The organism is Sediminibacillus albus, from assembly GCF_900101125.1.
GTDB lineage: Bacteria > Bacillota > Bacilli > Bacillales > Amphibacillaceae > Sediminibacillus > Sediminibacillus albus.
Window position 1 is genome coordinate 360735 of sequence record NZ_FNFL01000002.1, and the last position, 22147, is coordinate 382881.

The following is a 22147-nucleotide window of genomic DNA, read 5'->3' on the forward strand; positions in this document are numbered from 1 at the left end:
TTTATAAAAAGCATGAGCCTGCTTAAGGAATCAGCTTGATTGAAATGGAAATCATTCTTCCCTATAGTAAAAAGATTCCAGCTACTATTATACCTTATAACTAAATCTTCGTCTAAGAACTTGGAAGGATAACCGCTGGCTAATTAATCGATAGGCACTGCGGTAATAATGTAACGTTCGGGGGCGTTGCCCACATAGGAGAAAGGGTAACATGTTGTTATCGTTAATACTTCTTTTGGGGCCGTTGAAACAATCACAGATCTGTCTTCGGCATCCACGATTTTCGAACTTTCCATTTGGTAGCGAAATTGTCCATAAGGGAGTTCGACAATGAAAATATCCCCAACCTCTACTTCACCCATCCGTCTGAATACCGTATCCCGGTGTCCTGATAAAACGATCTGGTCATTTTCCATAGGGTAGGCCGTTCCCTTGTAATGACCGACGCCTTTTTCCAGTTCCTCAGGATCTGTGCCCTCTACTATTGGAAGTTCGGCGTTTATTTTTGGAATAGACAGGATACCAACTGTTTCTCCCAGAGATGGGAGGAATGCTGTATGGTTTTCCGGGTGAAGGTCTTTCTTGCCATTGTTTATTAGCGAATCATTCTTCCCTTTATCGAGCAGACTGTGGGCTTCTGCCAAACTAGCCTGTTGCGCACGCTCTGCTTTAACATACTGAAAAAAGCCGTAGCTTAACAAGGCTAAACCGGCTACCATTAATAACAACGAGATTTTTTTCATCCAAAACGCCCTCTTCCTTGTTATCTATACTTATCTCTGAGAATGGATTCGTCGCCACTATAATTTTCTATCTATTCAGGTCAAACTTATCAGTTTTCACCTGCTAAAACAATAGACAAAAACTGCGCAAAATCTAAAAATTTATTGATATACCGGCTTTTATAAAGACAGGAGGCACGTGTGCAGCTGAAAAACTGGCACTATCATACACGGTTGGTCGACTTTTATGACAGAAATTGTAAAAAGGGAGCGTTTGTTTTTGCCGATTGGCGATTGTATTGCCTGCAAAACTAGTTCTTATTAGACAAAATAAACCGTATCATACGAGTTAAGAATATAGTATATTTATCATAACGAAAATTGCTTCTTCAGTAAAAAGGCAAACTTATTGAAAAATAAGGACGCAAAGCAACAGATCTAAAGCCCTGTGTGCAAGGATGGCTGTGCTGCCTGACAGAAAATTGGAGGGTAAAATTTAATGTTGGAAACGCTGGATAGCTCCGTTTTAGATAAAGATTGGGTTCAACTAATGGAAGAAGCAAAGAGCATCGGTTTAAAAGTAGAAGACATAAGGGTATTCATTTTACAGAACACGTCCATGGAGGAAGAATAACTTTTTATGTAGATGTGCTTTATATAGAACCATTCACCTCTTTTATGATATAATCCTTGTGAAAGAAGGTGAATGGCCTTGATCGGGGAAAAAATCAAGCAACTGCGTCAAGAGAAAAAAATGTCCTTATCTGAATTGGCAGATCAAGCGGGTGTGGCGAAATCTTATTTGAGCTCGATTGAACGCAACCTGCAAACAAATCCATCGATTCAATTCATTGAAAAAGTCAGTGCTGTATTAGGCGTATCTATCAATGACCTGTTAATGAAGGAAGACAGCGAAGAAATGAAAAAGCAGCTGGATGAAGATTGGCTGAAACTCGTTCAAGATGCCATGGATTCAGGGGTGTCCAAACAACAATTCAGAGAATTTCTCGAATTTAACCGCTGGAGAATTAACCAAAACAATAATGAATAATAATGAACAGCCGAAAATACCCGAAAGCGATTGCTGGAGGGTATTTTTTTTGCTCTATTATCTTCCCGGACGATTAAGAGGCTTTCAACCATTACGAAACAATGACCTCACTGTTGGCCCGGCTACAAAGCGGGATTTTATTTTCATAATTATCATTTGCATGGTTATTAAGGGCTATTCACGGGTATGGGTTTATAGAATTCCTGGTAAGAAATAATCCGCCTTCTGGCCTTTCTTTAATATGGCCGCTTAGGAAATTACCTTCTCCGAACTGGGTGTTTTTCCTAGAGATATTTATCATTTGACGAATCCGCTGACTGCTAGTTGTTATGAGAAACCTGCTTAAAAAAATTGTCAGATTATGAAAAAAGTTATCGCTTACGGCTATGAATGATGGTATAGTATAAACATTGAGAAAAAAATGAAAGTTTATTTTTTGAAGATTCCGCCATTTAATTTAATAGAATAGATAGCCAAAATGTTTAAAACGAGGTGATTGAATGAAAGAACAAGAAATGTATAAAAATGTGTTGACTAAATTAATTGATAAAACCGAGAATTCCCAAATAAATGACTCTCATGAATTTATCGAGCACTTAATTAAAGAACTTAACCAGCATCAGATCGCAAAAACAAACAATGCGTAATTATAAACTAATGAAAGCATTTTTTAGAAAAAGCGTTGATAAGTCAACGCTTTTTCTCATGCATTTTACGGTGGGCAGCAGCTGAATGTATGCTTTTTAGCAAGTGCAGACAGTGTACATAAAAAACAAGTTGCACTAATAATAGAGCCCCAGTTTGTGCAAAATAGTGCAGAGAATGTAGAATATAAAATTATTTTTTCAACAACCTAAGGAGAGTCCTCCTATCTACCGTAAATAATTCTTTCGGTTAGCAGGGAAATTCTTCTATCAAAAATTGGTATAGACGACTATATATGATTGGTGTTATACTTTGGATAACGTTTTCACATAGCATAATTTTTAGAGGAGTGTATAGAATGTTAGCGTTTTTGCAGCGTATTGGTAAATCATTAATGTTTCCTATTGCCATGCTGCCGGCAGCTGCTTTGTTAGTGAGACTGGGAGCCGAGGATTTGCTGGATATCCAGTTTATCAGTCAAGCCGGTAATGGCATTTTACAAAATCTCGCACTTATTTTTGCGATTGGTGTCGCTATGGGGTTTGCCCGTGATGCAAGTGGCGCAGCAGCCCTGTCAGGGGCCGTAGCTTATTTGGTGCTGACTGGCGGAGTACAATCCTTTGGCGATGATTTAGATATGGGAGTATTTGGAGGGATAATAGCTGGTATTGTTGCCGGCTTGCTTTATAACAGGTATTCCGATATAAAACTGCCTGATTGGCTGGCATTTTTCGGCGGCAAGCGATTCGTGCCGATTATATCTGCGGTCGTCATGGTGATTTTAGCAGGTATTTTCGGTATCATTTGGCCGCCGATCCAATCAGTGATCAATGGATTGGGAGAATGGATGCTTGGTGCTGGAGCACTAGGTGTTGGCTCCTATGGTTTCTTCAACCGTTTGCTGATTCCAATCGGACTTCACCATGTCATTAATACACTTGTCTGGTTTGACTTTGGATCATTTGTACCTGAAGGAGCCGATGAGGCTGTTCGAGGCGAGATTAACCGCTTCCTGCAGGGAGATCCATCTGCTGGAACATTCCTGGCAGGCTTTTTCCCGATTTTAATGTTTGGTCTGCCGGCAGCGTGTCTAGCAATGTATGCAGCTGCAAAAAAAGGAAGAAGAGCGGCTGTTGGCGGAATGCTGTTCAGTATCGGTTTTACAGCATTTTTAACTGGGGTTACAGAGCCGATTGAATTTTCATTTATGTTTTTATCACCATTGCTTTACTTTGTTCATGCTGTATTAACAGGTATTTCAATGATGGTTGCGCTATGGCTTGATATCAGACATGGATTCGGTTTTTCAGCTGGTTTTATTGATTATGTATTGAACTTTGGAATCGCTCAAAATCCATTAATTCTGTTTGTACAAGGACTGGTTTTTGCAGCCATTTACTTTGTTATCTTCTACTTCCTGATTATTAAACTCGATTTGAAGACACCAGGCCGAGAAGATGAGGATGTAGAGCATGCAGAGGAAAGCGGCATAGCCGATAAAGGAGCTAATACTTATGATTCGAAAGCTTATCATTATTTAAAAGCTCTGGGAGGCCCGGATAATATTAAGACGCTGGACTACTGTGCAACCAGGCTCAGACTTGAAATGAATAATATGGAACAGGTAGATGAAAAGGCATTAAAAAGGCAGGGAGCCAATGGTGTCATGAAATTGAATAAGAAGAACTTACATGTGATTGTTGGTACTACAGTCGATTTTCTTGCAGAAGCTATGAGAAAACGAATGGAGAACAACAACATGGAGGCACCTGGCGGCAGTGAAAACGCAAAAGAAGAGCAGCAGCCAGAACCGAAGGAGACACTTCAGCCTCTGGCACAGGAAGATTTTGCAGCGCCTGCCAAAGGAAAAATTATAGATTTAACAGAAGTGCCAGATGAAGTATTTTCTCAAAAAATGATGGGTGAGGGTTTCGCTATTGATCCTGCTGACGGATTATTTGTTGCCCCTGTTGATGGGGAAGTTATTAACGTCTTCCCGACAAAGCATGCAATAGGTATAAAAGCAGAGAGCGGACATGAAATATTAGTCCATGTTGGGTTAGAGACTGTACAGTTAGGCGGGAAAGGCTTTGATGTATTCGTTAGTGAAGGGGAGCGTGTCAAGAAAGGCGACAAGCTATTACAAGTCGATCTCGATTATGTGAAAGAAAATGCTGCCTCAGCTATTTCACCGATTATCTTTACCAATCTTGGCGAAGAAAATCATGTGAAGTTGACTCACACTGGCGAGATTCAAAAGAACCAGACGAATATCATCGAATTTCATAAACAATAAAAAAAGACCCGGTATTCCGGGTCTCCAGGCTGTCGAGACTTTCTCGACAGCCTTTTCTATTTGGATCTTGTTAAAGTTTGTTGGTTTGGAAAATACTTCACTATCGTAGATGGTGAAGAAATGAAGAAACAACGTTATCGCTGCAAGGCTTGCAGAAAGACTTTTACGGACCTCACCAATACCATACTGTATCGAACCCCTCATCTCAATCGTTGGATGAAATTTGTCGATTATGATAGAGGGGTATTCCCTTAGTAAATCAGCAGAATGGAACTGACAAATTTCCAAGGTATCGTTGAAATGAACGAGACCTATTTCCTGTACGCTGAAAAAGGACAAAGGAAGATTAAGGATAGAAAGCCAAGTAAACGAGGCGGTGCCGCAAAGAAACGTGGGATAAGCAAGGGGCAGGTGTGTTTTATTGGTCGTAAGAGACCATGACAAGGTTACTTTTTCCAGACGTTAGGGATGAATATTTACCAGTTCAAACCTGACGGTAACATTCGCACCAAGGGGCTTTATCACATCCAGAATGTCAACAACTACCACCGAAGGCTTAAAGGATGGATACAGCGATTTAACGGAGTGGCGACCAAGTATCTGAACAATTACTTTGCCTGGTTTCAAGTGTTAGAGAGCATCCATCATCAGCGAAATGAAGTTCCAATCAACGACATGACAATAAAAAGGAATTTAATTCCAAGTACGGAAGTCTATGATACACTTAGGTTATCTAAGTTTAAGGGTAAATATTGCTACTTTATTAAATTAACCGAGCAGGAGAGTTGAATAAGAATAACTTAGATAAAAGACAAACTATTAGGATAGGAGTGATACTAATGATAGTAATGATAAATTGTGCTTTCGGAGTCGGTAAAACCACTATCTCAAATGAACTTCTGAAAGTTATTGAAAACAGTATATTATATGACCCTGAAGAAGTAGGCTATTTGTTAAGGAATGTTTTAACTGAAGATATAAAAAGACTTGAAGCAGAGACAGGAGATTTCCAAGACTTACAACTATGGAGAGAGTTAACAGTTAAGGTTGCTAGCCTTATAGTATCTAAATACAATGTTAACTTAATTGTACCTATGACTATTAGAAAGCCGGAATACTTTAACTATATTTTTAATGGGTTTAACAGTACTGATGAACATACATATCATTTCTGTTTAGCAGCTAGTAAAGATACTATTTATGAAAGGCTACGGGAACGTGGTGAAGAAGAAGGAAATTGGTGTTTTCAACAAACTGATAAGTGTTTAAAAGCATATAACGAATACAATTTTGGAGAGTACATAGACACTGAGAACGTTAGCATAAATACCGTTGTTGACAATATAGGTGAAAAGTTAAATCTACCCTAAAAAAGTATTTTGTTTTTCAACAAAAGCAGCTAATAAAAGCTCGTTTCTTATTAAGCTACGGCTGCGTTAGTTCAATAAAGACAATAATGCCAAAGAGGACTTCCAAGTATTTAGAAGTCCTCTCTTTTCTATATATATCAACATTAAACTTTAACAGATCCTTTTTTATTTAGAGAAATAAACGAATTAACTGCCTGATTTTGTTATCCGAGAATTAGATGGCATGGTCATGATTTTTCATTATATTGGACCCTGGGAGTGAAGTTTCCGGGACTCCTGCGGAAAAACGATCGACAGAGAACCTAGAACCTGCAGACGGGTGGTTTTCCCGCGAGGAGGCTCGGGCGTTCGTCCGCGGAAAGCGAGTAGAATTCACTCCCAAGGACGGTAGGGCAATACAATAGCTTGCAGAAAAACCCAGATTTTCTCTACAAGCTGAAGCCCCTGTATTCCGGGTCTTTTTAGTGTATTTCTAACTAAACTGGTTCGCCCGGCTTTGTCAGCGGGGCATTTGCAGTTTGAATTTGTATTTATCGGCACGGTATGCAGAAATAACATATTCAAAGGGTTCATCTGTATTTAAATAGGTTAGACGTTCAATCAATAAGACTGGATCGCCTGGTTCAAGTTGTAAGTGGTCAATTTCCTTTTGAGTCGCTAAAGCAGATTCAATTTCCTGATTGGCGTGCTTAATTTTGTAACCGCGCGTGTTCTCTATATATTCATAAAACGAAGGCGCGAAATCCTGTTTTGTCATGTTTCCGGCAATTTTTTTTGGTGTATATATCGTTTCGGCTGCTAAAGGAGATTGATCGGCCATACGGATGCGCTCTATTTGGAATATAGCTTCTCCTTGATTGACTTGCAGCTTTGCAGCAATATTTTCATCGGCACTTTTCTCTGCAAAGCTGACCAGTCTGCTGGATGGCTGTAAACCGCGTGCTCGCATATCTTCACTAAAGCTCGTCAATCCCTGCAAGTTTTGCTCGAACTTCTGTTCCGCTACAAATGTCCCTTTGCCTTTTTGGCGAAACAACAAACCTTCAGATGCTAAATTATTGATTGCCTGTCTGACTGTCATCCTGCTGATGTTATGTTTTTCTGCATACTCACGCTCGGATGGCAGCAGTTCCCCAGGCTTAAGCTGTTCCGAGTTGATCAGCTGTTTTATTTCTTCTTCCAATTGGTAGTATATAGGTAAGGGCGAATTTTTATCGACCATGTCAATCTCCTTTCATTTAACTTTATTTTGTCGTTTGTTTACGAATTATTTCAGTGAAAACAAGAAAAGCTATTATAAAAATTTTACCAAAAACAGCTGATGATGTATATACTTATATTAATGTATAGACAACTATATATCATTGTGTTATTTTATTGGTATCATAAGGTCGATCTAACAAAGAGAATGAAGGAAGAGAGGCGAAAAAAAGTGGCAGATTCGCATGCTTTGCTAATAAAAAACGTGAAAGTTTTTGCGGAAAACGATGTGCTAAGCTCTGGATATTTGTTGCTGGATAATGGAAAGATAGAAGAAATCGGCAAGACCGGCGATATGGATATAACCAAGTTGGATGAAGACATAACTATCATCGACGGGGCTGGACTTAATGCTATCCCCGGCTTCATCGATGGCCACATTCACGGCGCTAATGGTGCCGATGTCATGGATGCAACCTCCGAAGCCCTTGATACGATGGCATCCATCCTGCCTTATGAAGGTACTACCAGCTTTTTGGCTACAACCATTACTCAATCCGCTAATAACATCCATAAAGCGCTGGCCAATATAGCCGAATACGAAAATAAACAAGGATACGCAGAAATTATCGGGGTTCATTTGGAAGGGCCGTTTATAGAAGAGGACAAGGCAGGCGCCCAGCCGAAAGAGCATATTCTTACTCCTGAGGTAGAGCAGTTTGAGAAGTGGCAGAGAATTTCAGGCCACCGGATTAAAACAGTAACGATGGCTCCTGAAAAGGATGAAGACGGGGCATTGATTCAATACTTAGCTAGCCATGGAATCAATGTTTCAGCAGGACATACCGCTGCTGGTATAGAGGAGATGCGAAAGGCTGTCGAATATGGAGTCAGCCAAGTAACTCATATTTGCAATGCGATGTCGCCTATTCATCACCGGGACATCGGCGTGGTAGGAGCTGCCTTGACGCTTAAGGAGCTGCGGAGCGAATTAATTGCAGATAAGATTCACGTTTCACCGGAAATGATCGATTTTATATATGAAAACATTGGCAGTGAAAGATTGATATTAATAACTGATGCGTTAAGAGCGAAGTGTTTAACGCCGGGAAAATATGACCTGGGCGGCCAGGAAGCCACTGTGACAGAAGACCGGGCAACATTAAGCGATGGAACTTTAGCGGGATCCATTTTAAAAATGTATAAGGGTGCACAAAATATGCTGGAAATCACTGATGCCACCTTGCGTGATGTTATCAATATGGCAGCAGTTAATCCTGCCAGACAGGTTAATGTATTTGATAGAAAAGGGAGCCTCGCACCTGGCAAGGACGCAGATATATTGCTTGTGGACGATCAAGTGCAGATTAAATATACATTTTGCCGCGGGGTTATGGCTTTTAAGGAGGATAAACATGAAGATAGAACAAGTGGAAAATTACCAGGAAATGAGTAAATACGCTTGCGATGCAATCATTGATAAAGTGAACAGCTTGCAAAATCCTGTGCTTGGCCTGGCGACAGGGTCTACACCTGAAGGAGTTTACAATTACTTAAGAGAAGAAAACAGAAACAACCGTGTCACATTTCGTGATACGTGCACCTTTAACCTTGATGAATACGTAGGCTTAGCAGGTGACAATCCTAACAGTTACCGCTATTACATGAACGATAGGTTATTCAATCATATTGATATTCCGAAGCAGCAAACCTTCATTCCAAATGGGAAAGCCACGGACTTGTCAAAAGAATGCCGGGAGTATGAGCAGCTGCTTGAAGATAACCAGGAAATCGATCTGCAAATCCTTGGTTTAGGCTTAAATGGCCATATTGGATTCAATGAACCAGGTACTTCGTTTAAAACAAGAACACATGTGGTTGATTTAGCTCTATCTACAAGAGAGGCTAATGCCAGATTTTTTGACAGTATAGAGGAAGTACCGAATCAGGCAATTACAATGGGCATTGAAACAATCATGAATAGTAAACAAATCCTGCTGCTAGTCTCCGGGGAAAGGAAAGCGAAGGCATTGGATCAGCTGCTTCATGGGGAAGTATCTGAGGAATTTCCGGCGTCCATCTTAAAAACACATGATAACGTTAAAATCATTGCTGACAAGGCAGCTTTATCCAAGGTTCGTGTTTAAGGCGATCCGCCCGTTGCTTACGGGCGGATTGCCTGTTTTGTGTAAAAATTACCCGGGAAATAAAACGGCTGTTGTCGAAATATGTAGCAATCGCCTTATACATCAATTTCAAGATAAGCTGTACCATTTGGTGTAACAGTGGCATTGTCGCTGGTGAGGTCGACTATCCATTTTGTGAACGGTTCTTCCTGCCCGGCTTCTACATACACTGAAAATTCTACATTTTCCTGGTAGTTAATCTCGTCTAAAAGATAGCTGGAATTTCTTAATTGGTTTTCTAATTTTCCTAGAAGTGAATAATTAGCAGTAACGATGAATTTTTGCACCAATTGTCGTTTAACGATGCCAGTAGTTTCAATTGCCTGTGAAGTAGAACTTGAGTATGCGCGGATCAAGCCGCCAGCGCCTAATTTAATTCCGCCGAAGTAACGGGTGATCACTACAGCAGTATCTTTTAAATCCATCTTCTTCAGCACTTCCAAAATCGGCACACCTGCCGTGCCGCTTGGTTCCCCATCATCGTTAGCTTTTTGAATATGATTTGTCTCTCCAATCATATAGGCAGAGCAATTGTGAGTGGCATCATGATGCTTTTTCTTGATTTCTTTAATGAATGCTTGTGCGTCTTCTTCTGTTTCGACTCTTTTTACATATCCAATAAAGCGTGATTTTTGAATAGTGAGCTCATCGTAACCTTCTGATTTCACGGTAAAATAGCTATTTAGCATCTTGCATTTAACCTCCTAAAACTTCATTATATTAAGTAAGTAAAAACACCGCAAATAATTAAGAATCTTTTAAGCTTCCAATCAAGGCTTTATTGCGCGGTTTATCCTTAGCGAATGATTATGTTAATTTAAAGAGAAAGAAGGACTTTTTGGGCGGCAATTTTCTAGTGTTTTGGGAATATTACCCCCATAAACCATAATTATCCTTCGAATGTACTATGGGGAGATAGGTGGAGAAAGTATGACAAAGAAAGCAGATGAGAAAGCATTGGACCATATTATAACTGAAATGATTGAAACGGTGGAAAACAGCAAAGATGAAGTGTTTTATATAGGTGAGGAATCACGGAATGAATACGAGCAGCTGCAAAACGAATTAGCAGAAACCAAGCGTAAAGTCATTCATGTTATTGAAGAAGGAGATGACCTCGAACAAAAAGTACGTTTCTCCAGAATCAGACTATCTGAAGTAAGTAAACACTTTGATAATTTTACGGAAAAAGAAATTCGGGAAGTTTATGATCAGACACATACGATGCAGTCTGAGCTTACCATGAAAAGGGAAAAAGAAAAAAACTTGCGTGAAAAAAGAGACGAAATTGAACGCAGGCTGCAATCCTTAGAATTGACCGTAAAGCGGGCAGAAGGATTGGTGGGGAAAATATCCGTTGTTTTAAATTATTTGAATGACGATTTCAAGCAAGTATCTGAGGTACTGCAGGATGCACAGCAGAAGCAGGAGTTCGGATTGAAAATTATCGAAGCACAAGAAGAGGAGCGAAGGCGCCTGTCACGGGAAATGCATGATGGACCAGCACAAATGCTGGCCAACATCCTTCTGCGTTCTGAACTGGTGGATAGGACTTTCCGGGAGCGGAGCGTAGAAGAAGCTATCCAGGAAATGAAAAGCATGCGGAAAATGGTACATACTTCTTTATCAGAAGTCCGCCGGATTATTTATGATTTACGGCCGATGGCTCTAGATGACCTTGGCCTGGTACCGACGATGAAAAAATACCTGGCTAACACGGAAGAATACAATCGGGTGAAGATAAAATTTGTTTCGATGGGAGAACAAAGACGGTTGGATTCGAAATATGAAGTTGCCTTATTTCGATTAATGCAGGAATCGGTGCAAAATGCCGTCAAACACTCCGAGGCTTCCTTAATACAAGTGAAAATGGAAGTTATGCCAGATAAAGTCGGATTAGTGATCAAGGATGACGGGAAGGGCTTTGATATGTCTCAGCGCAGAGAAAAGTCATTTGGGATTATCGGAATGAAAGAGCGAGTGGAGATGCTTGATGGGGAAATAGATATCTATTCCAAGGTGAATGAAGGAACGTCCATTATAATCAATGTGCCTTTAAACCAGGCTGATCAATTGGAGGAAGATAGTACGCCATAATTTGTAGAGGATTTATTTTATCTTAACCTGCACAAAATAATACAAATCTAGTAATATCATGTATAATAAAGATAGAGAACTGCTGCGACAGCAGAAAGGTTTAGTTTAACTGGTGGTAGGGGAATAAACTATAGCAATTATCTTAGCACGGAGAATTGCCATGGCTAATACGTCTGCACAAGCCTTTAACGGGATGCAGGCGGGCCTTGGGGATTCTTGCCATTAGCGGGTCCATTCCTGCTAAAGGAAGTTTCACTTATTGGAATTAGGAGGAGCAGAGTATGACAACCAACATATTATTAGTCGATGACCACAAGTTATTCCGCGAAGGTGTGAAGCGCATCTTAGATTTCGAGCCTTCTTTCAATGTTGTCGCCGAAGGAGATGACGGTTCTACTGCAGTAAAATTGGTAGAAGAGCATAACCCTGATGTTGTCCTGATGGATATTAACATGCCTAACCTGAATGGTGTCCAAGCTACATCTGATTTGATTGAAAAGCATCCGGAAGTCAGCGTGATTATTTTATCAATCCATGATGACGAGAACTACGTGACCCACGCACTAAAAACGGGTGCACAAGGATACTTGTTGAAAGAAATGGACTCCGATGCATTGATCGATGCCATTAAGGTCGTCAGTGAAGGCGGATCTTATCTCCATCCAAAAGTAACCCACAATCTTGTATTGGAATACCGCAGGCTGGCAGAAGAAAATGCCAACAAACCAGCAGAAAAACAAGTAGATTACCGAAAACCATTACACTTACTTACTAGAAGAGAATGCGAGGTTCTCCAGTTGCTCGCTGACGGTAAGAGTAACCGTGGAGTAGCTGAATCCTTGTATATTAGTGAAAAAACTGTGAAAAATCATGTTAGCAATATTTTGCAAAAGATGAATGTGAACGATCGGACACAAGCTGTTGTTTCGGCAATACGCAACGGCTGGGTCGAAGTGTTGTAAGGAAAATCCGGGTGATTGGCACCCGGATTTTTTATGCTGTTTTTACTCAGGTCGATAAATGTTAATCCGCACCTGTGGAAAAAATGGGATCCTGTACATCCTTGTATTACCAATTAGAAAATTTCCGGTAGATTCTCTCACTGGCTGATTGTAGAATAGAGAATAGGAATACTAGTAAAAATGACCATGAAAGGTACGATGATATGAAAATTGCTGTAATGACTGATAGTACGGCTTACATACCGGCTGATGTCCGGTCTCAGAAGAATATCCATATGGTTCCTCTTAATGTGATTTTTGAAGATAAATCTTATCAGGAAGAAGTAGATATCACTACAGAAGAGTTTTATCCTATGGTCCAAGCTGCCGATGAACTCCCAAAAACATCCCAGCCATCGATTGGCCTGATAACAGTGAAGTTAGAACAACTTGCTGAGGATTACGATGCTGTAATTTCTGTCCACTTGTCAAGCGGGATTAGCGGTACCTTTGAGGCTGTCAGCTCCGCCGGAAGAATGGTCAAGGGAATCGATGTATATCCATTCGATTCAGAAATGAGTTGTATGGTTCAAGGTTTTTATGCTTTGGAAGCTGCTGAAGTGGCAGCAAATGGGGCAACTGTCGAGCAAATTCTGGAGCGGCTTGATAATATGAAAGAAACAATGATCGCTTATTTTATGGTAGATGACTTAAGTAACTTGCATCGCGGAGGCCGTTTAAATGGTGCACAAGCAATTCTTGGCAGCATGCTCCAGGTGAAACCACTGTTATATTTTGAAAATAAAAAGATTGTACCTTTTGAAAAAATCCGTACAAGAAAACGGGCACTAAAACGGATGGAAGATTTGTTTTCAGCTGATGCCCAAACGGGCAAGCCAATAAAGGCTGTGGTCATCCATTCGCTGCGGGAGCAGGAAGCAGAGGGATTGAAACAGCAGTTTGAAACAGCGTTCCCTAATGCTGAAGTCCAAGTAAGCTATTTCGGCCCGGTAATTGGCACTCATCTCGGCGAAGGCGCTATTGGCCTTGGCTGGTACTTCAAATAGTCTTAGCAATTATACCCTTATGTTAAAGCTGCCCCTGATCATTCAGGGTCAGCCCTCTATAAAAAAAGGAGATGATTTCAATTAGCAAGATACCTGCATTCCTCCGGTTTTCCGGTCATCCTTCTTATGACTGGCTCCCTTCATCAACCAATCCTCCACTTCCTTCTGATGAATATAATCAGCTTGACGTTAAGGCTCTCGCCACCCGTTTCTCCGGTAAACTCCTTTTACAGGAAGAAATCCCCCTGGAACCTTCTATATTTGAAAGGCTGCTCCTTCTCCACTTATTCACACCTGTTCAGTCAATCCAAACAACCTGGCGGGGCTGGCACTGCCGACGCTGCGGAAACAGGGCAAAGAGACAGTTTGCTAATCTCCCCTGTGCCCGCTGCCGACGTACACACGTGTACTGCCGCAAGTGTATTGCCATGGGCCGGGTGCTCAAATGCGAGTCGCTCTATTTCTGGACAGGACCAAATCCTCAATGGATAGAAGAGATCAACCCTTGCAGGTGGCAAGGGGAGTTAACGCCTCACCAGCAAGCAGCTTCCGATAAAATTAAATCGATAATGCAAGCCGGTTCTGCCGAGCTTTTGGTTTGGGCCGTTTGTGGAGCAGGAAAAACAGAGATGCTGTTTCAAGGGATAAGCAAATCGTTAGCAGCAGGAAAGCGGGTTTGCATCGCTACGCCGCGAACTGATGTAGTCAAAGAATTGCTGTCAAGATTTCAACATGCCTATCCGAACACAATTATTAGTGGTTTGTACGGCGGCAGTAAGGACAAAGGGGAGGGGCAGCTAGTTATTGCCACCACTCACCAGTTGCTCCGTTTTGCGTCAGCCTTCAATGTCATAGTGATTGATGAAATTGATGCTTTTCCCTTTCATAACGATCCCTCACTGCCTTTTGCGGCCTACAGGGCAGCAAGGCCGGAAGCTGCCCGCATATATTTAACCGCCACACCTAGAAAAGAACAGCGCCGGCGCTTACAATTTGGCCAACTGTCCTCCGTGTTTGTACCCGTTCGCTACCATGGGCATCCGTTACCGGTTCCCCAGCTTATTATGCCTCGTTCTCTAAAAAAAGCACTAAAAAAGCATATGCCGCCAGCTGCTTTCTTTTCATGGATGAAACAACGAAAAAAGCCCGATCGCCAGCTGTTGATTTTTGTTCCCAACATAAACCTCGCTCGAAACATGGAAGCAGCTTTGAAGCAATATAGGAGCCATCACAATCTGGAATACCTTGGAGACCTGAAGAAGATGGCTTCTGTCCATGCATCTGATCCAGACAGAGACAGAAAAGTGCAGCTTTTTCGTCATAAAAAAATCATGCTATTAATTACGACTACCATCCTTGAAAGAGGTGTCACCTTTCCCTCAGTAGATGTGATCGTTTTCGATGCTGGCCATCCTGTTTTTGATCAGGCTGCACTGATTCAAATTGCCGGAAGGGCTGGAAGAAGCCCATACGACCCGGAAGGCGAAGTCATTTTCTATCACGATGGAAAGACAGCTGCCATGGCTGCCGCGGTGAAATCAATGAAAGCGATGAATGAGAAGGCGAGGGAGGTTTAAATGCATTGTTTATGGTGTGACGAAGAAATCCTTCCGGTCGTAGATTGGAACACATTTCTAATCCCTGAACCTGCTGTCAATTTATGCAGCCCTTGCAAGGCTGAGTTGGATAAGTTGGAGGGGAGCTTGTGTATGATGTGCGGAAGGCGTACTTCTTTCAAGGTATGCCCGGATTGCCAGCATTGGGAGTCACAGCCGCAATGGAGAGGGTCGTTGCAAAAGAATCATTCGGTATATGTGTATAATCAGCGGATGCAGGATATGCTTGCCAAGTGGAAGTACCGCGGCGATTATAAGCTGCGTGAAGCCTTTCAACCCGATTATTATCAACGTTTTCATGAGGTATTCAGTAAAACGTTGCGCAAGCAGTCCATATTAGTACCGATTCCGCTTAGTCCGGCCCGTTTGTATGAGCGCGGCTTCAACCAGGCAGAGGCCCTTGCTGAGTTATTAGAAACACCGATTGAAAATGCGTTGTCAAGACAGTATGGAGAGAAACAGTCGAAAAAATCACGAAAAGAACGGCTTGCCTCAAAGAATCCTTTTGCCATCAAACAATCGGTTTTTGACAAGCCAGCTATCCTTATCGATGACATCTACACCACAGGAACCACTCTGCGCCATGCTGCCCGTACGCTGAAAGAACATAGGTGCCCTCAAGTGTTTGCGTTTACCCTCGCAAGAGGCTGAGTCTGTTTTGGGTATTCCCATAACTGGGATAAGTATCGGTCATCTCGAAAAAATGGTTTATCTCAAACAGAAAGGGATGTGCTATAATGGACGAAAAATTGCTTTTGGGAGGAATTGGTGATGGGACAATTAGCTAACTGTCCAAGATGTGATGCTTTGTTTGTTTCTGGAATGCGTTCGATTTGTCAGGAGTGTTACAAAGAAGAGGAACGTGCCTATACGACCGTTTATAATTATTTGCGCCCCAGGAAAAACAGACAAGCTACCATCCCGGAGATTGTCGAGGCTACTGGTGTACATGAAGGTTTGATATATAAATTTGTGAAAGAAAAAAGGCTGCGGGCTTCCCAGTTCCCGAATCTCAGCTATCCTTGTGATCGGTGCGGAACGGAAATAGCGGAAGGAAACCTGTGCAAAAATTGCTCAGCAGATATTACCGGAGCTTTATCTGAACAGCAGAAAATTAATGATATAGAGAAACGCAACAAAGAGAAAGAACAAGCAAATACGTATTATACAGTCGAAAAAAAACATTAAAATCTTTATTAAACATTGCTGAATCTTAACCGATATTACAATTAAGAGCGTGTGCGTTTTTATCCATGAAAGGAGTGCTTAATCTTGAAAATTCAAGGTCCTAATCATTCCAACTTTAATCCGTATCAAAAACAGATGCAAAAACAAGCGGATTTAAAAAAGGAATTGACGAATCAAGCAGATCAGTTGCAAATATCCAACCAAGCAAAACAACTGCAGGAAACGGCTAAACCAGACCCTGCACGCCAAGAGCGGGTGCAGGAAATAAAACAGGCTGTCGAATCCGGTGAGTACAAAATAGATCCAAAACAGACAGCAAGGAAGATGGTCGAGTTTTGGAACAACCAACCGTAAAGGGAGGACGCCCGATGTCCGTTCAACCCATTGTTGAATCTTTAGAATCAATAACTAAACTGCACGAAAGCTTACTCTCATTATCGATCGAAAAAACGGAATGCCTGAAAGCAGGCGATACGGAAAAGCTGCAGGCATTGCTGCTTAAAGAGAGGAAACATGTGCAGGCCATTAACCAGATGGAAGAAAAGCGGCAGCAAATCGTCCAAATCTGGTCGGAAAGCAATAATGTGCCAACTGACAAGGCAACTGTAACCGGGATGCTTGAGCGGATGGAAGATCCACAAGATAAACTCGATTTGGAGAGCCATTTCTTAAAATTGACGAATGTCCTGGTTGAACTAAAGCAGCAAGAGAAGTTAAATCAGGAACTGACAAAACAGTCATTGCAGTTCATCGAAATTTCAATTGATATGATGGATCCATCACTTAAAAATATGAATTACGGAAACACTAGCCAAGCAAAATCACAGCAGACGAATAAACGATCGCTGTTCGATTCGAAGGCATAGCAAGAGAGAGGAGTAACCAGTGTGAGTTCAACTTTTAGTGGATTAGAGGTAGCCAGACGGGCATTGACCACCCAGCAGTCCGCCTTATATACAACCAGTCATAATATTGCCAATGCGAATACAGACGGGTACACAAGGCAGCGGGTTAATTTCGAGCAAACGTCTCCTTACCCCCCTGCATCGAGAAACCGTCCGGAAATTCCAGGACAGGTCGGGAGCGGAGTACAGGCAGGATCAATCGAAAGAATAAGAGACTCGTTTCTCGATAAACAATTTCGAGGGGAAAATGCCAAGCTCGGCTATTATGAATCAAAAGCAGCAGCCATGCAGCAGATGGAAAGCATCATGAATGAACCATCTGAACAAGGACTGGCAAAAACAATGGATCGCTTTTGGCAGTCGCTTCAGGATTTAGCGACTAACCCGGATGAAGGGGCCCGATCCGTTGTAGCACAGCGGGGACTTGCTGTAGCGGAAACATTTAATTATGTATCAGATTCGCTAAATGCCGTCAGAAGTAATCTCCAGGAAGAGATGAATGTTACCGAAAAAGAAATTAACTCACTCGTCCGCCAAATAAATAATGTCAATAAACAAATTGGCGAGATTGAACCACACGGTTATGTTCCCAACGACTTATACGATGAACGTGACCGTTATATTGATAAGCTTTCTGGATTAGTAGACATCAACGTATCGTATGAAAGCAGCGGCGGCAAGCCAAGCGCTCTTGCAATGGGAAAAGCGAAGATTGAATTGGCGGATGCCCAGGGGAAAAGTACCGGAACGACACTTGTTGAACCTACTGGTGAATATAAGCAACTATCCATCGCGTATGATGACAACGAAAATGTAAGCAGCTTTGAGTTTACCAACGTCGACAGGGACGGCAATGAAACTGCCGCACCAGCAATTGCGGCTGCTGATTTTTCTTCGCAAGGCAAATTAAAAGCATTGATGGAGTCTAATGGTTATGTTGATGGGAATGGCGAGATTTCCGGCGAGTACACCGATATGCTGAAAGATATCGATACTTTGGCAGAATCCTTTGTAGCAGAATTTAATAAGGTCCATACCCAGGGCACTGACATGGAAGGCCAGCAAGGACAGGATTTCTTTACCATTGATGATACAGAAAACGCTGCTGCAACCATGGGAGTTTCCCAAGCTATTCAGGAAAACAGCAATTTAATTGCTGCCAGTGCAAATGGGGACAGCGGTAACGGTGAAAATGCTTTGTCCTTGGCGGAAACAATGCGGAAAAAAGGCATTGATGGTTTAGGAGATAATGCCTCCGTCCAAACATATTATGAAGGAATGATAGGCGAAATGGCTGTTATTTCTCAGGAAGCAGCCCGTATGCAGACCAACGCTACCACTCTTCGTGACCAAGTTGATGAAAACAGACAGTCGGTCAGTGCGGTATCTTTGGATGAGGAAATGACCAATATGATTAAATTTCAGCATGCATACAATGCAGCAGCCAGAAATATGACGACCGTAGATGAGATGCTTGACAGAATCATTAACAATATGGGATTAGTTGGAAGGTAGGTGGCTTTAAATGCGCGTAACACAAAGTATGTTATCGAATAATATGTTGAAAAACTTAAGCAACAGCTACAATAGTTTGGGGAAATATATGGATCAGCTGTCAACTGGAAAAAAAGTCAACCGTCCTTCTGATGACCCTGTCGTGGCGATGAAAGGAATGAATTACCGTACCCAGGTAACAGAGATTGAACAATTCCAGCGTAATACCAGTGAAGTGCACAATTGGATGGATAACTCGGATTCCGCGATGGATCAAGCGACACAGGCGATGCAGCGGCTCCGCGAGTTAGCGGTACAATCCAGTAATGGTACATATGAAGAAGGACAGCGGGAAAATATTTCTAATGAAGTTGACCAACTACGTGACCATTTAATCGATATCGCCAACACGAAAGTTAATGGTAAATATATTTTCAACGGGACAAAAACGGACGTAGCACCTGTTACAGATGATGGTCAATTGCGGGATGCTGGCGGTGATGTCTTAATTGAGGTAGCAAGCGGTACGAAGTTGAAGGCAAACATTGATGCGGGCAGTGTTTTCAGCGAAGATTTATTTGCGGAGATTCAAGCTTTCTCCGATTCTCTTAAGTCAGACGTACCTGACGAAGATCTGGGGGCTAATATTGGATTGCTCGATGGTCATATCGATAAAGTTGTCAACGAGCGTGCCGATTTAGGGGCAAGGATGAATCGATTGGAATTGATTGAAAATCGTTTATCTTCGCAAGAAGTTACTGCTAATAAAATCATGTCGGATAATGAAGACGTTGATATTGAAAAAGTGATCATGAACCTGACCACTCAAGAAAGCATACACCGGGCGGCGCTTAGCGCTGGCTCACGGATTATCCAGCCTACATTGACAGACTTTTTAAGATAATACATTACGTGAAAGCACTTGTCCTCTGTTTGAGTGGCAAGGCTTTTTACTATCATGGAATAGGAGTGAGTTTCATGCAGTTACCTCAAGTGCGGATGCAGTCCCAGCAGGCAAAAATCCAAATCAATCAAACGCCTGCAAGGCAAACGATACAGCAGCCGCATGCAGATCAGACGATCCACCAGCCGAGCGCCGAGATTTCGATCAGGCGTACTCCTTCCCGCATGACCATCGATCAATCAAAGGCCTGGGAAGACATGAATTTAAAAAGTGCAGCGAAGAGTATTGCAGAAGCAGCTCAAAAAGGCAAATCAGCAGTATTTGAAGGTATGAGAAGAAGAGTCCAGCAGGGCGCCCAGCTGATGAAAATTGAAAATGGCGGTAATCCGCTTGCCATTCAGGCTAAACAAAACGGTCACAAGCCGGAGAAACAGTTTAATATCGGCTGGATACCATCCCATTTTGCTGTAAAAACAGATTACCAGCCTTCCCAATTGGATATTAATGTCCAAACCAACGCCCCAATTATTGAAAATAGAGCAAACAAGCCGATAATCGGTTATCAGCCTGGCGGTGTGGAAACTAGTCTATTACAAAAAGAAAGTCTGGAAATTGATTTTACCAACTTAAAGTTCACTGGTGCCAATTTTGAAATGATGATATGAAAAAAGGAATGATATGATGAAAATACCTACAAAGTACTTTGGAGAATTAGAAATAGACCGCAGTAGAGCAATTTTCTTTCCTCAGGGAATTCCCGGATTTAATGAGGAAAAGGAGTTTATTTTATTAGACTTGCCGGATAATCCAGTGTTTCATGTTCTGCAATCTGTTGGCAGGCAAAGTTTAGCATTTATTGTTACGAATCCTTATCAGTTTAGAAAAGACTATGAATTCGAATTGGATCAAAGTATTCTAGGGGCATTGGAAATAGAAAAACAACAAGACGTTGCAATATTTTCTATTTTGTCACTGAAGGATCCGTTTGAACAAAGCACAATGAACCTACAGGCGCCAATCGTCATCAACTTGAAAAATCAAAGAGGAAAACAGTATATTACTAACCACAAAAGCTATAGTACAAGAGAACCTCTTGCAGCTGCAGCATCCTCTAAGAAGGAGGATTAAAACCATGCTTGTGTTGACTAGAAAGATAAATGAAGCAATTCAGCTTGGTGAAGACATTGAGTTGAAAGTGCTGGAAATTGATGGCGAACAAGTCAAACTGGGGATATCAGCACCGAAGCATATTGATATCCACCGCAAGGAAGTTTATTTAGATATACAGCGTGAAAACAGCGAAGCGGCGCAGGTTTCGACAGAGTTGCTAAATTTATTGAAAAATAATACAAAAAAAGATTAAACATCCGCTAAAATGCTCCGATAATATAAGTGTAACACCAAATGAAACCAGAGACGGCCGCTTTGGTTCAGGCGGTGCCAACCACAAGGATGTGGGAAACTTTTTAAAATTCAAGGAGGAAAATAAACAATGAGAATTAATCACAACATTGCGGCGTTAAACACACACCGCCAACTATCAAGCAACCAAGGTGCTACACAAAATTCTTTGGAGAAACTTTCTTCAGGACTTCGTATTAATAAAGCAGGAGACGATGCTGCAGGTCTAGCAATCTCTGAAAAAATGCGTGGACAAATCCGTGGATTGGACATGGCTTCTAAAAACGCTCAAGACGGCGTTAGCTTGATCCAAACTGCTGAAGGTGCTTTAAACGAAACTCATGACATCTTACAACGTATGCGTGAGCTTTCTGTTCAAGCTGCCAACGACACGAACGGCACACAAGACCGTGCAGAACTTCAAAAAGAAGTGGATCAGCTAGTAGATGAAATCGATCGTATCGCAGGCGATACTCAATTTAACGGCAAAAACCTACTTAATGGTGACCTTGCTGGAAGCGGAGCAGTTACTTTCCATATTGGTTCTAACGCTGACCAAAACATTTCTTTAGAAATCAGTGACATGTCTGCTAGCGGTATTTCAGTAGGCGCTGTAGATATTTCTTCTCAATCTGGAGCTAATGCTGCAATCTCTACTATTGATACAGCAATCGAAACTGTATCTTCTGAAAGAGCTAAGTTGGGTGCTAACCAAAACCGTTTAGAGCATACGATCAATAACTTAGGTACTTCTTCAGAAAACCTAACAGCTGCTGAATCTCGTATCAGAGACGTTGATATGGCAAAAGAAATGATGGCATTCACTAAGAATAACATCCTTTCTCAAGCTTCCCAGTCTATGCTGGCTCAAGCTAACCAACAGCCACAAGGCGTTTTACAACTACTTCAATAAGAAAAAAAACGAAGCCACCGTCATTTAGACGGTGGCTTTTTTATTTGGGTATTTAGATGGAATAGTGGCTGAGACCATTAAAAAAGTGTCGTTTTTTGCCGATATAAATAATATAATTAAAAGCAAAGTCATTACAAGCGGAGGTTGTCTA

General features: G+C 41.7%; 24 protein-coding genes, 1 pseudogene and 1 riboswitch. Of the genes and pseudogenes, 22 read left to right on the forward strand and 3 right to left on the reverse strand.

What is annotated here, in order from left to right; genetic code table 11:
* Positions 1–143: 143 nt before the first annotated feature.
* A complete protein-coding gene (locus BLR93_RS07815; RefSeq protein WP_093212984.1) occupies positions 144–743 on the reverse strand; it encodes a class D sortase in 600 nt (199 codons plus the stop codon).
* 368 nt (positions 744–1111) lie between these two features.
* A riboswitch (cyclic di-GMP riboswitch) is annotated at positions 1112–1197 on the forward strand.
* A gap of 24 nt (positions 1198–1221) precedes the next feature.
* On the opposite strand from BLR93_RS07815, the gene sinI reads away from it, so the two are divergent.
* From sinI to BLR93_RS07840, 6 genes and pseudogenes are all read left to right on the forward strand, one after another.
* Positions 1222–1356 carry a DNA-binding anti-repressor SinI gene (gene sinI / locus BLR93_RS07820; RefSeq protein ID WP_093212986.1) on the forward strand — a complete coding sequence of 45 codons (135 nt, stop codon included), beginning with the start codon at positions 1222–1224 and terminating at the stop codon, positions 1354–1356.
* Positions 1357–1434: 78 nt separating this feature from the next.
* Positions 1435–1773 (forward strand): helix-turn-helix domain-containing protein, encoded by a 339-nt coding sequence (locus BLR93_RS07825; protein WP_093212988.1) that lies wholly within the window; start codon positions 1435–1437, stop codon positions 1771–1773.
* Positions 1774–2273: 500 nt separating this feature from the next.
* The gene (locus tag BLR93_RS17995) at positions 2274–2420 is read left to right on the forward strand and encodes a hypothetical protein (RefSeq protein ID WP_175559272.1); all 147 of its coding nucleotides are present in this window, start codon (positions 2274–2276) and stop codon (positions 2418–2420) included.
* Between the two features lie 356 nt (positions 2421–2776).
* The gene (gene nagE, locus BLR93_RS07830) at positions 2777–4714 is read left to right on the forward strand and encodes an N-acetylglucosamine-specific PTS transporter subunit IIBC (protein ID WP_093212990.1); all 1938 of its coding nucleotides are present in this window, start codon (positions 2777–2779) and stop codon (positions 4712–4714) included.
* A gap of 84 nt (positions 4715–4798) precedes the next feature.
* Positions 4799–5503: pseudogene (locus BLR93_RS07835) on the forward strand (IS1595 family transposase); the annotation flags it as partial.
* Positions 5504–5553: 50 nt separating this feature from the next.
* Entirely contained in the window at positions 5554–6084 is a 531-nt protein-coding gene (locus BLR93_RS07840; RefSeq protein ID WP_093212992.1) for an AAA family ATPase, read from the forward strand.
* Positions 6085–6583: 499 nt separating this feature from the next.
* Here BLR93_RS07840 and BLR93_RS07845 read toward each other — a convergent pair whose 3' ends face one another.
* Positions 6584–7306, reverse strand: a complete 723-nt coding sequence (locus tag BLR93_RS07845; RefSeq protein WP_093212994.1) for a GntR family transcriptional regulator — start codon at positions 7304–7306, stop codon at positions 6584–6586.
* A gap of 210 nt (positions 7307–7516) precedes the next feature.
* Here BLR93_RS07845 and nagA point away from each other — a divergent pair, with 210 nt between their 5' ends.
* Both nagA and nagB read left to right on the forward strand, forming a co-directional pair.
* Complete coding sequence (nagA, locus tag BLR93_RS07850) at positions 7517–8740, forward strand: N-acetylglucosamine-6-phosphate deacetylase (RefSeq protein WP_245690091.1); 1224 nt, start codon at positions 7517–7519, stop codon at positions 8738–8740.
* Positions 8700–9431, forward strand: coding sequence for a glucosamine-6-phosphate deaminase (gene nagB, locus BLR93_RS07855; RefSeq protein ID WP_093212998.1), 732 nt, complete (start codon positions 8700–8702; stop codon positions 9429–9431). The genes nagA and nagB overlap by 41 nt, the downstream gene beginning before the upstream one ends.
* 95 nt (positions 9432–9526) lie before the next feature.
* On the opposite strand, the gene BLR93_RS07860 is transcribed toward nagB, so the two are convergent.
* A complete protein-coding gene (locus BLR93_RS07860) occupies positions 9527–10159 on the reverse strand; it encodes a YigZ family protein (protein ID WP_093213000.1) in 633 nt (210 codons plus the stop codon).
* Positions 10160–10400: 241 nt separating this feature from the next.
* Between BLR93_RS07860 and BLR93_RS07865 the strand changes: the two genes are divergently transcribed.
* From BLR93_RS07865 to BLR93_RS07930, 14 genes are all read left to right on the forward strand, one after another.
* Complete coding sequence (locus BLR93_RS07865) at positions 10401–11567, forward strand: sensor histidine kinase (protein WP_093213002.1); 1167 nt, start codon at positions 10401–10403, stop codon at positions 11565–11567.
* A gap of 281 nt (positions 11568–11848) precedes the next feature.
* On the forward strand, positions 11849–12529 hold the full coding sequence (locus BLR93_RS07870) for a response regulator (protein WP_093213004.1): 681 nt from the start codon (positions 11849–11851) through the stop codon (positions 12527–12529).
* 203 nt (positions 12530–12732) lie between these two features.
* A complete protein-coding gene (locus BLR93_RS07875) occupies positions 12733–13575 on the forward strand; it encodes a DegV family protein (RefSeq protein WP_093213006.1) in 843 nt (280 codons plus the stop codon).
* 71 nt (positions 13576–13646) lie between these two features.
* Positions 13647–15152: an ATP-dependent helicase ComFA gene (locus BLR93_RS07880; RefSeq protein ID WP_093213008.1), complete on the forward strand. Its 1506-nt coding sequence runs from the start codon at positions 13647–13649 to the stop codon at positions 15150–15152.
* Positions 15153–15842: a ComF family protein gene (locus tag BLR93_RS07885; protein WP_093213010.1), complete on the forward strand. Its 690-nt coding sequence runs from the start codon at positions 15153–15155 to the stop codon at positions 15840–15842.
* A gap of 120 nt (positions 15843–15962) precedes the next feature.
* Positions 15963–16379 carry a TIGR03826 family flagellar region protein gene (locus tag BLR93_RS07890; protein ID WP_093213012.1) on the forward strand — a complete coding sequence of 139 codons (417 nt, stop codon included), beginning with the start codon at positions 15963–15965 and terminating at the stop codon, positions 16377–16379.
* Positions 16380–16463: 84 nt separating this feature from the next.
* Positions 16464–16733: a flagellar biosynthesis anti-sigma factor FlgM gene (gene flgM, locus BLR93_RS07895; protein WP_093213014.1), complete on the forward strand. Its 270-nt coding sequence runs from the start codon at positions 16464–16466 to the stop codon at positions 16731–16733.
* A gap of 14 nt (positions 16734–16747) precedes the next feature.
* Complete coding sequence (locus BLR93_RS07900; protein WP_093213016.1) at positions 16748–17245, forward strand: flagellar protein FlgN; 498 nt, start codon at positions 16748–16750, stop codon at positions 17243–17245.
* Positions 17246–17266: 21 nt separating this feature from the next.
* Positions 17267–18799 carry a flagellar hook-associated protein FlgK gene (gene flgK, locus BLR93_RS07905; protein WP_093213018.1) on the forward strand — a complete coding sequence of 511 codons (1533 nt, stop codon included), beginning with the start codon at positions 17267–17269 and terminating at the stop codon, positions 18797–18799.
* Positions 18800–18809: 10 nt separating this feature from the next.
* A complete protein-coding gene (gene flgL / locus BLR93_RS07910) occupies positions 18810–19682 on the forward strand; it encodes a flagellar hook-associated protein FlgL (protein ID WP_093213020.1) in 873 nt (290 codons plus the stop codon).
* A gap of 74 nt (positions 19683–19756) precedes the next feature.
* Complete coding sequence (locus BLR93_RS07915; protein ID WP_093213022.1) at positions 19757–20347, forward strand: DUF6470 family protein; 591 nt, start codon at positions 19757–19759, stop codon at positions 20345–20347.
* Positions 20348–20363: 16 nt separating this feature from the next.
* A complete protein-coding gene (fliW, locus tag BLR93_RS07920) occupies positions 20364–20810 on the forward strand; it encodes a flagellar assembly protein FliW (RefSeq protein ID WP_093213024.1) in 447 nt (148 codons plus the stop codon).
* A gap of 4 nt (positions 20811–20814) precedes the next feature.
* Positions 20815–21045 (forward strand): carbon storage regulator CsrA, encoded by a 231-nt coding sequence (gene csrA, locus BLR93_RS07925; RefSeq protein ID WP_093213026.1) that lies wholly within the window; start codon positions 20815–20817, stop codon positions 21043–21045.
* A 129-nt stretch (positions 21046–21174) separates the two neighbouring features.
* Positions 21175–21996: a flagellin N-terminal helical domain-containing protein gene (locus BLR93_RS07930; protein WP_093213028.1), complete on the forward strand. Its 822-nt coding sequence runs from the start codon at positions 21175–21177 to the stop codon at positions 21994–21996.
* Positions 21997–22147 lie beyond the last annotated feature (151 nt).

Coding starts and splice junctions, on each gene's coding strand:
- BLR93_RS07815 (WP_093212984.1), bottom strand. CDS start 743: ATGAAAAAAATCTCGTTGTTATTAATGGTAGCCGGTTTAGCCTTGTTA.
- sinI (WP_093212986.1), top strand. CDS start 1,222: ATGTTGGAAACGCTGGATAGCTCCGTTTTAGATAAAGATTGGGTTCAA.
- BLR93_RS17995 (WP_175559272.1), top strand. CDS start 2,274: ATGAAAGAACAAGAAATGTATAAAAATGTGTTGACTAAATTAATTGAT.
- nagE (WP_093212990.1), top strand. CDS start 2,777: ATGTTAGCGTTTTTGCAGCGTATTGGTAAATCATTAATGTTTCCTATT.
- BLR93_RS07840 (WP_093212992.1), top strand. CDS start 5,554: ATGATAGTAATGATAAATTGTGCTTTCGGAGTCGGTAAAACCACTATC.
- BLR93_RS07845 (WP_093212994.1), bottom strand. CDS start 7,306: ATGGTCGATAAAAATTCGCCCTTACCTATATACTACCAATTGGAAGAA.
- nagB (WP_093212998.1), top strand. CDS start 8,700: ATGAAGATAGAACAAGTGGAAAATTACCAGGAAATGAGTAAATACGCT.
- BLR93_RS07860 (WP_093213000.1), bottom strand. CDS start 10,159: ATGCTAAATAGCTATTTTACCGTGAAATCAGAAGGTTACGATGAGCTC.
- BLR93_RS07865 (WP_093213002.1), top strand. CDS start 10,401: ATGACAAAGAAAGCAGATGAGAAAGCATTGGACCATATTATAACTGAA.
- BLR93_RS07870 (WP_093213004.1), top strand. CDS start 11,849: ATGACAACCAACATATTATTAGTCGATGACCACAAGTTATTCCGCGAA.
- BLR93_RS07875 (WP_093213006.1), top strand. CDS start 12,733: ATGAAAATTGCTGTAATGACTGATAGTACGGCTTACATACCGGCTGAT.
- BLR93_RS07880 (WP_093213008.1), top strand. CDS start 13,647: ATGATTTCAATTAGCAAGATACCTGCATTCCTCCGGTTTTCCGGTCAT.
- BLR93_RS07885 (WP_093213010.1), top strand. CDS start 15,153: ATGCATTGTTTATGGTGTGACGAAGAAATCCTTCCGGTCGTAGATTGG.
- BLR93_RS07890 (WP_093213012.1), top strand. CDS start 15,963: ATGGGACAATTAGCTAACTGTCCAAGATGTGATGCTTTGTTTGTTTCT.
- BLR93_RS07900 (WP_093213016.1), top strand. CDS start 16,748: ATGTCCGTTCAACCCATTGTTGAATCTTTAGAATCAATAACTAAACTG.
- flgL (WP_093213020.1), top strand. CDS start 18,810: ATGCGCGTAACACAAAGTATGTTATCGAATAATATGTTGAAAAACTTA.
- BLR93_RS07915 (WP_093213022.1), top strand. CDS start 19,757: ATGCAGTTACCTCAAGTGCGGATGCAGTCCCAGCAGGCAAAAATCCAA.
- fliW (WP_093213024.1), top strand. CDS start 20,364: ATGAAAATACCTACAAAGTACTTTGGAGAATTAGAAATAGACCGCAGT.
- csrA (WP_093213026.1), top strand. CDS start 20,815: ATGCTTGTGTTGACTAGAAAGATAAATGAAGCAATTCAGCTTGGTGAA.
- BLR93_RS07930 (WP_093213028.1), top strand. CDS start 21,175: ATGAGAATTAATCACAACATTGCGGCGTTAAACACACACCGCCAACTA.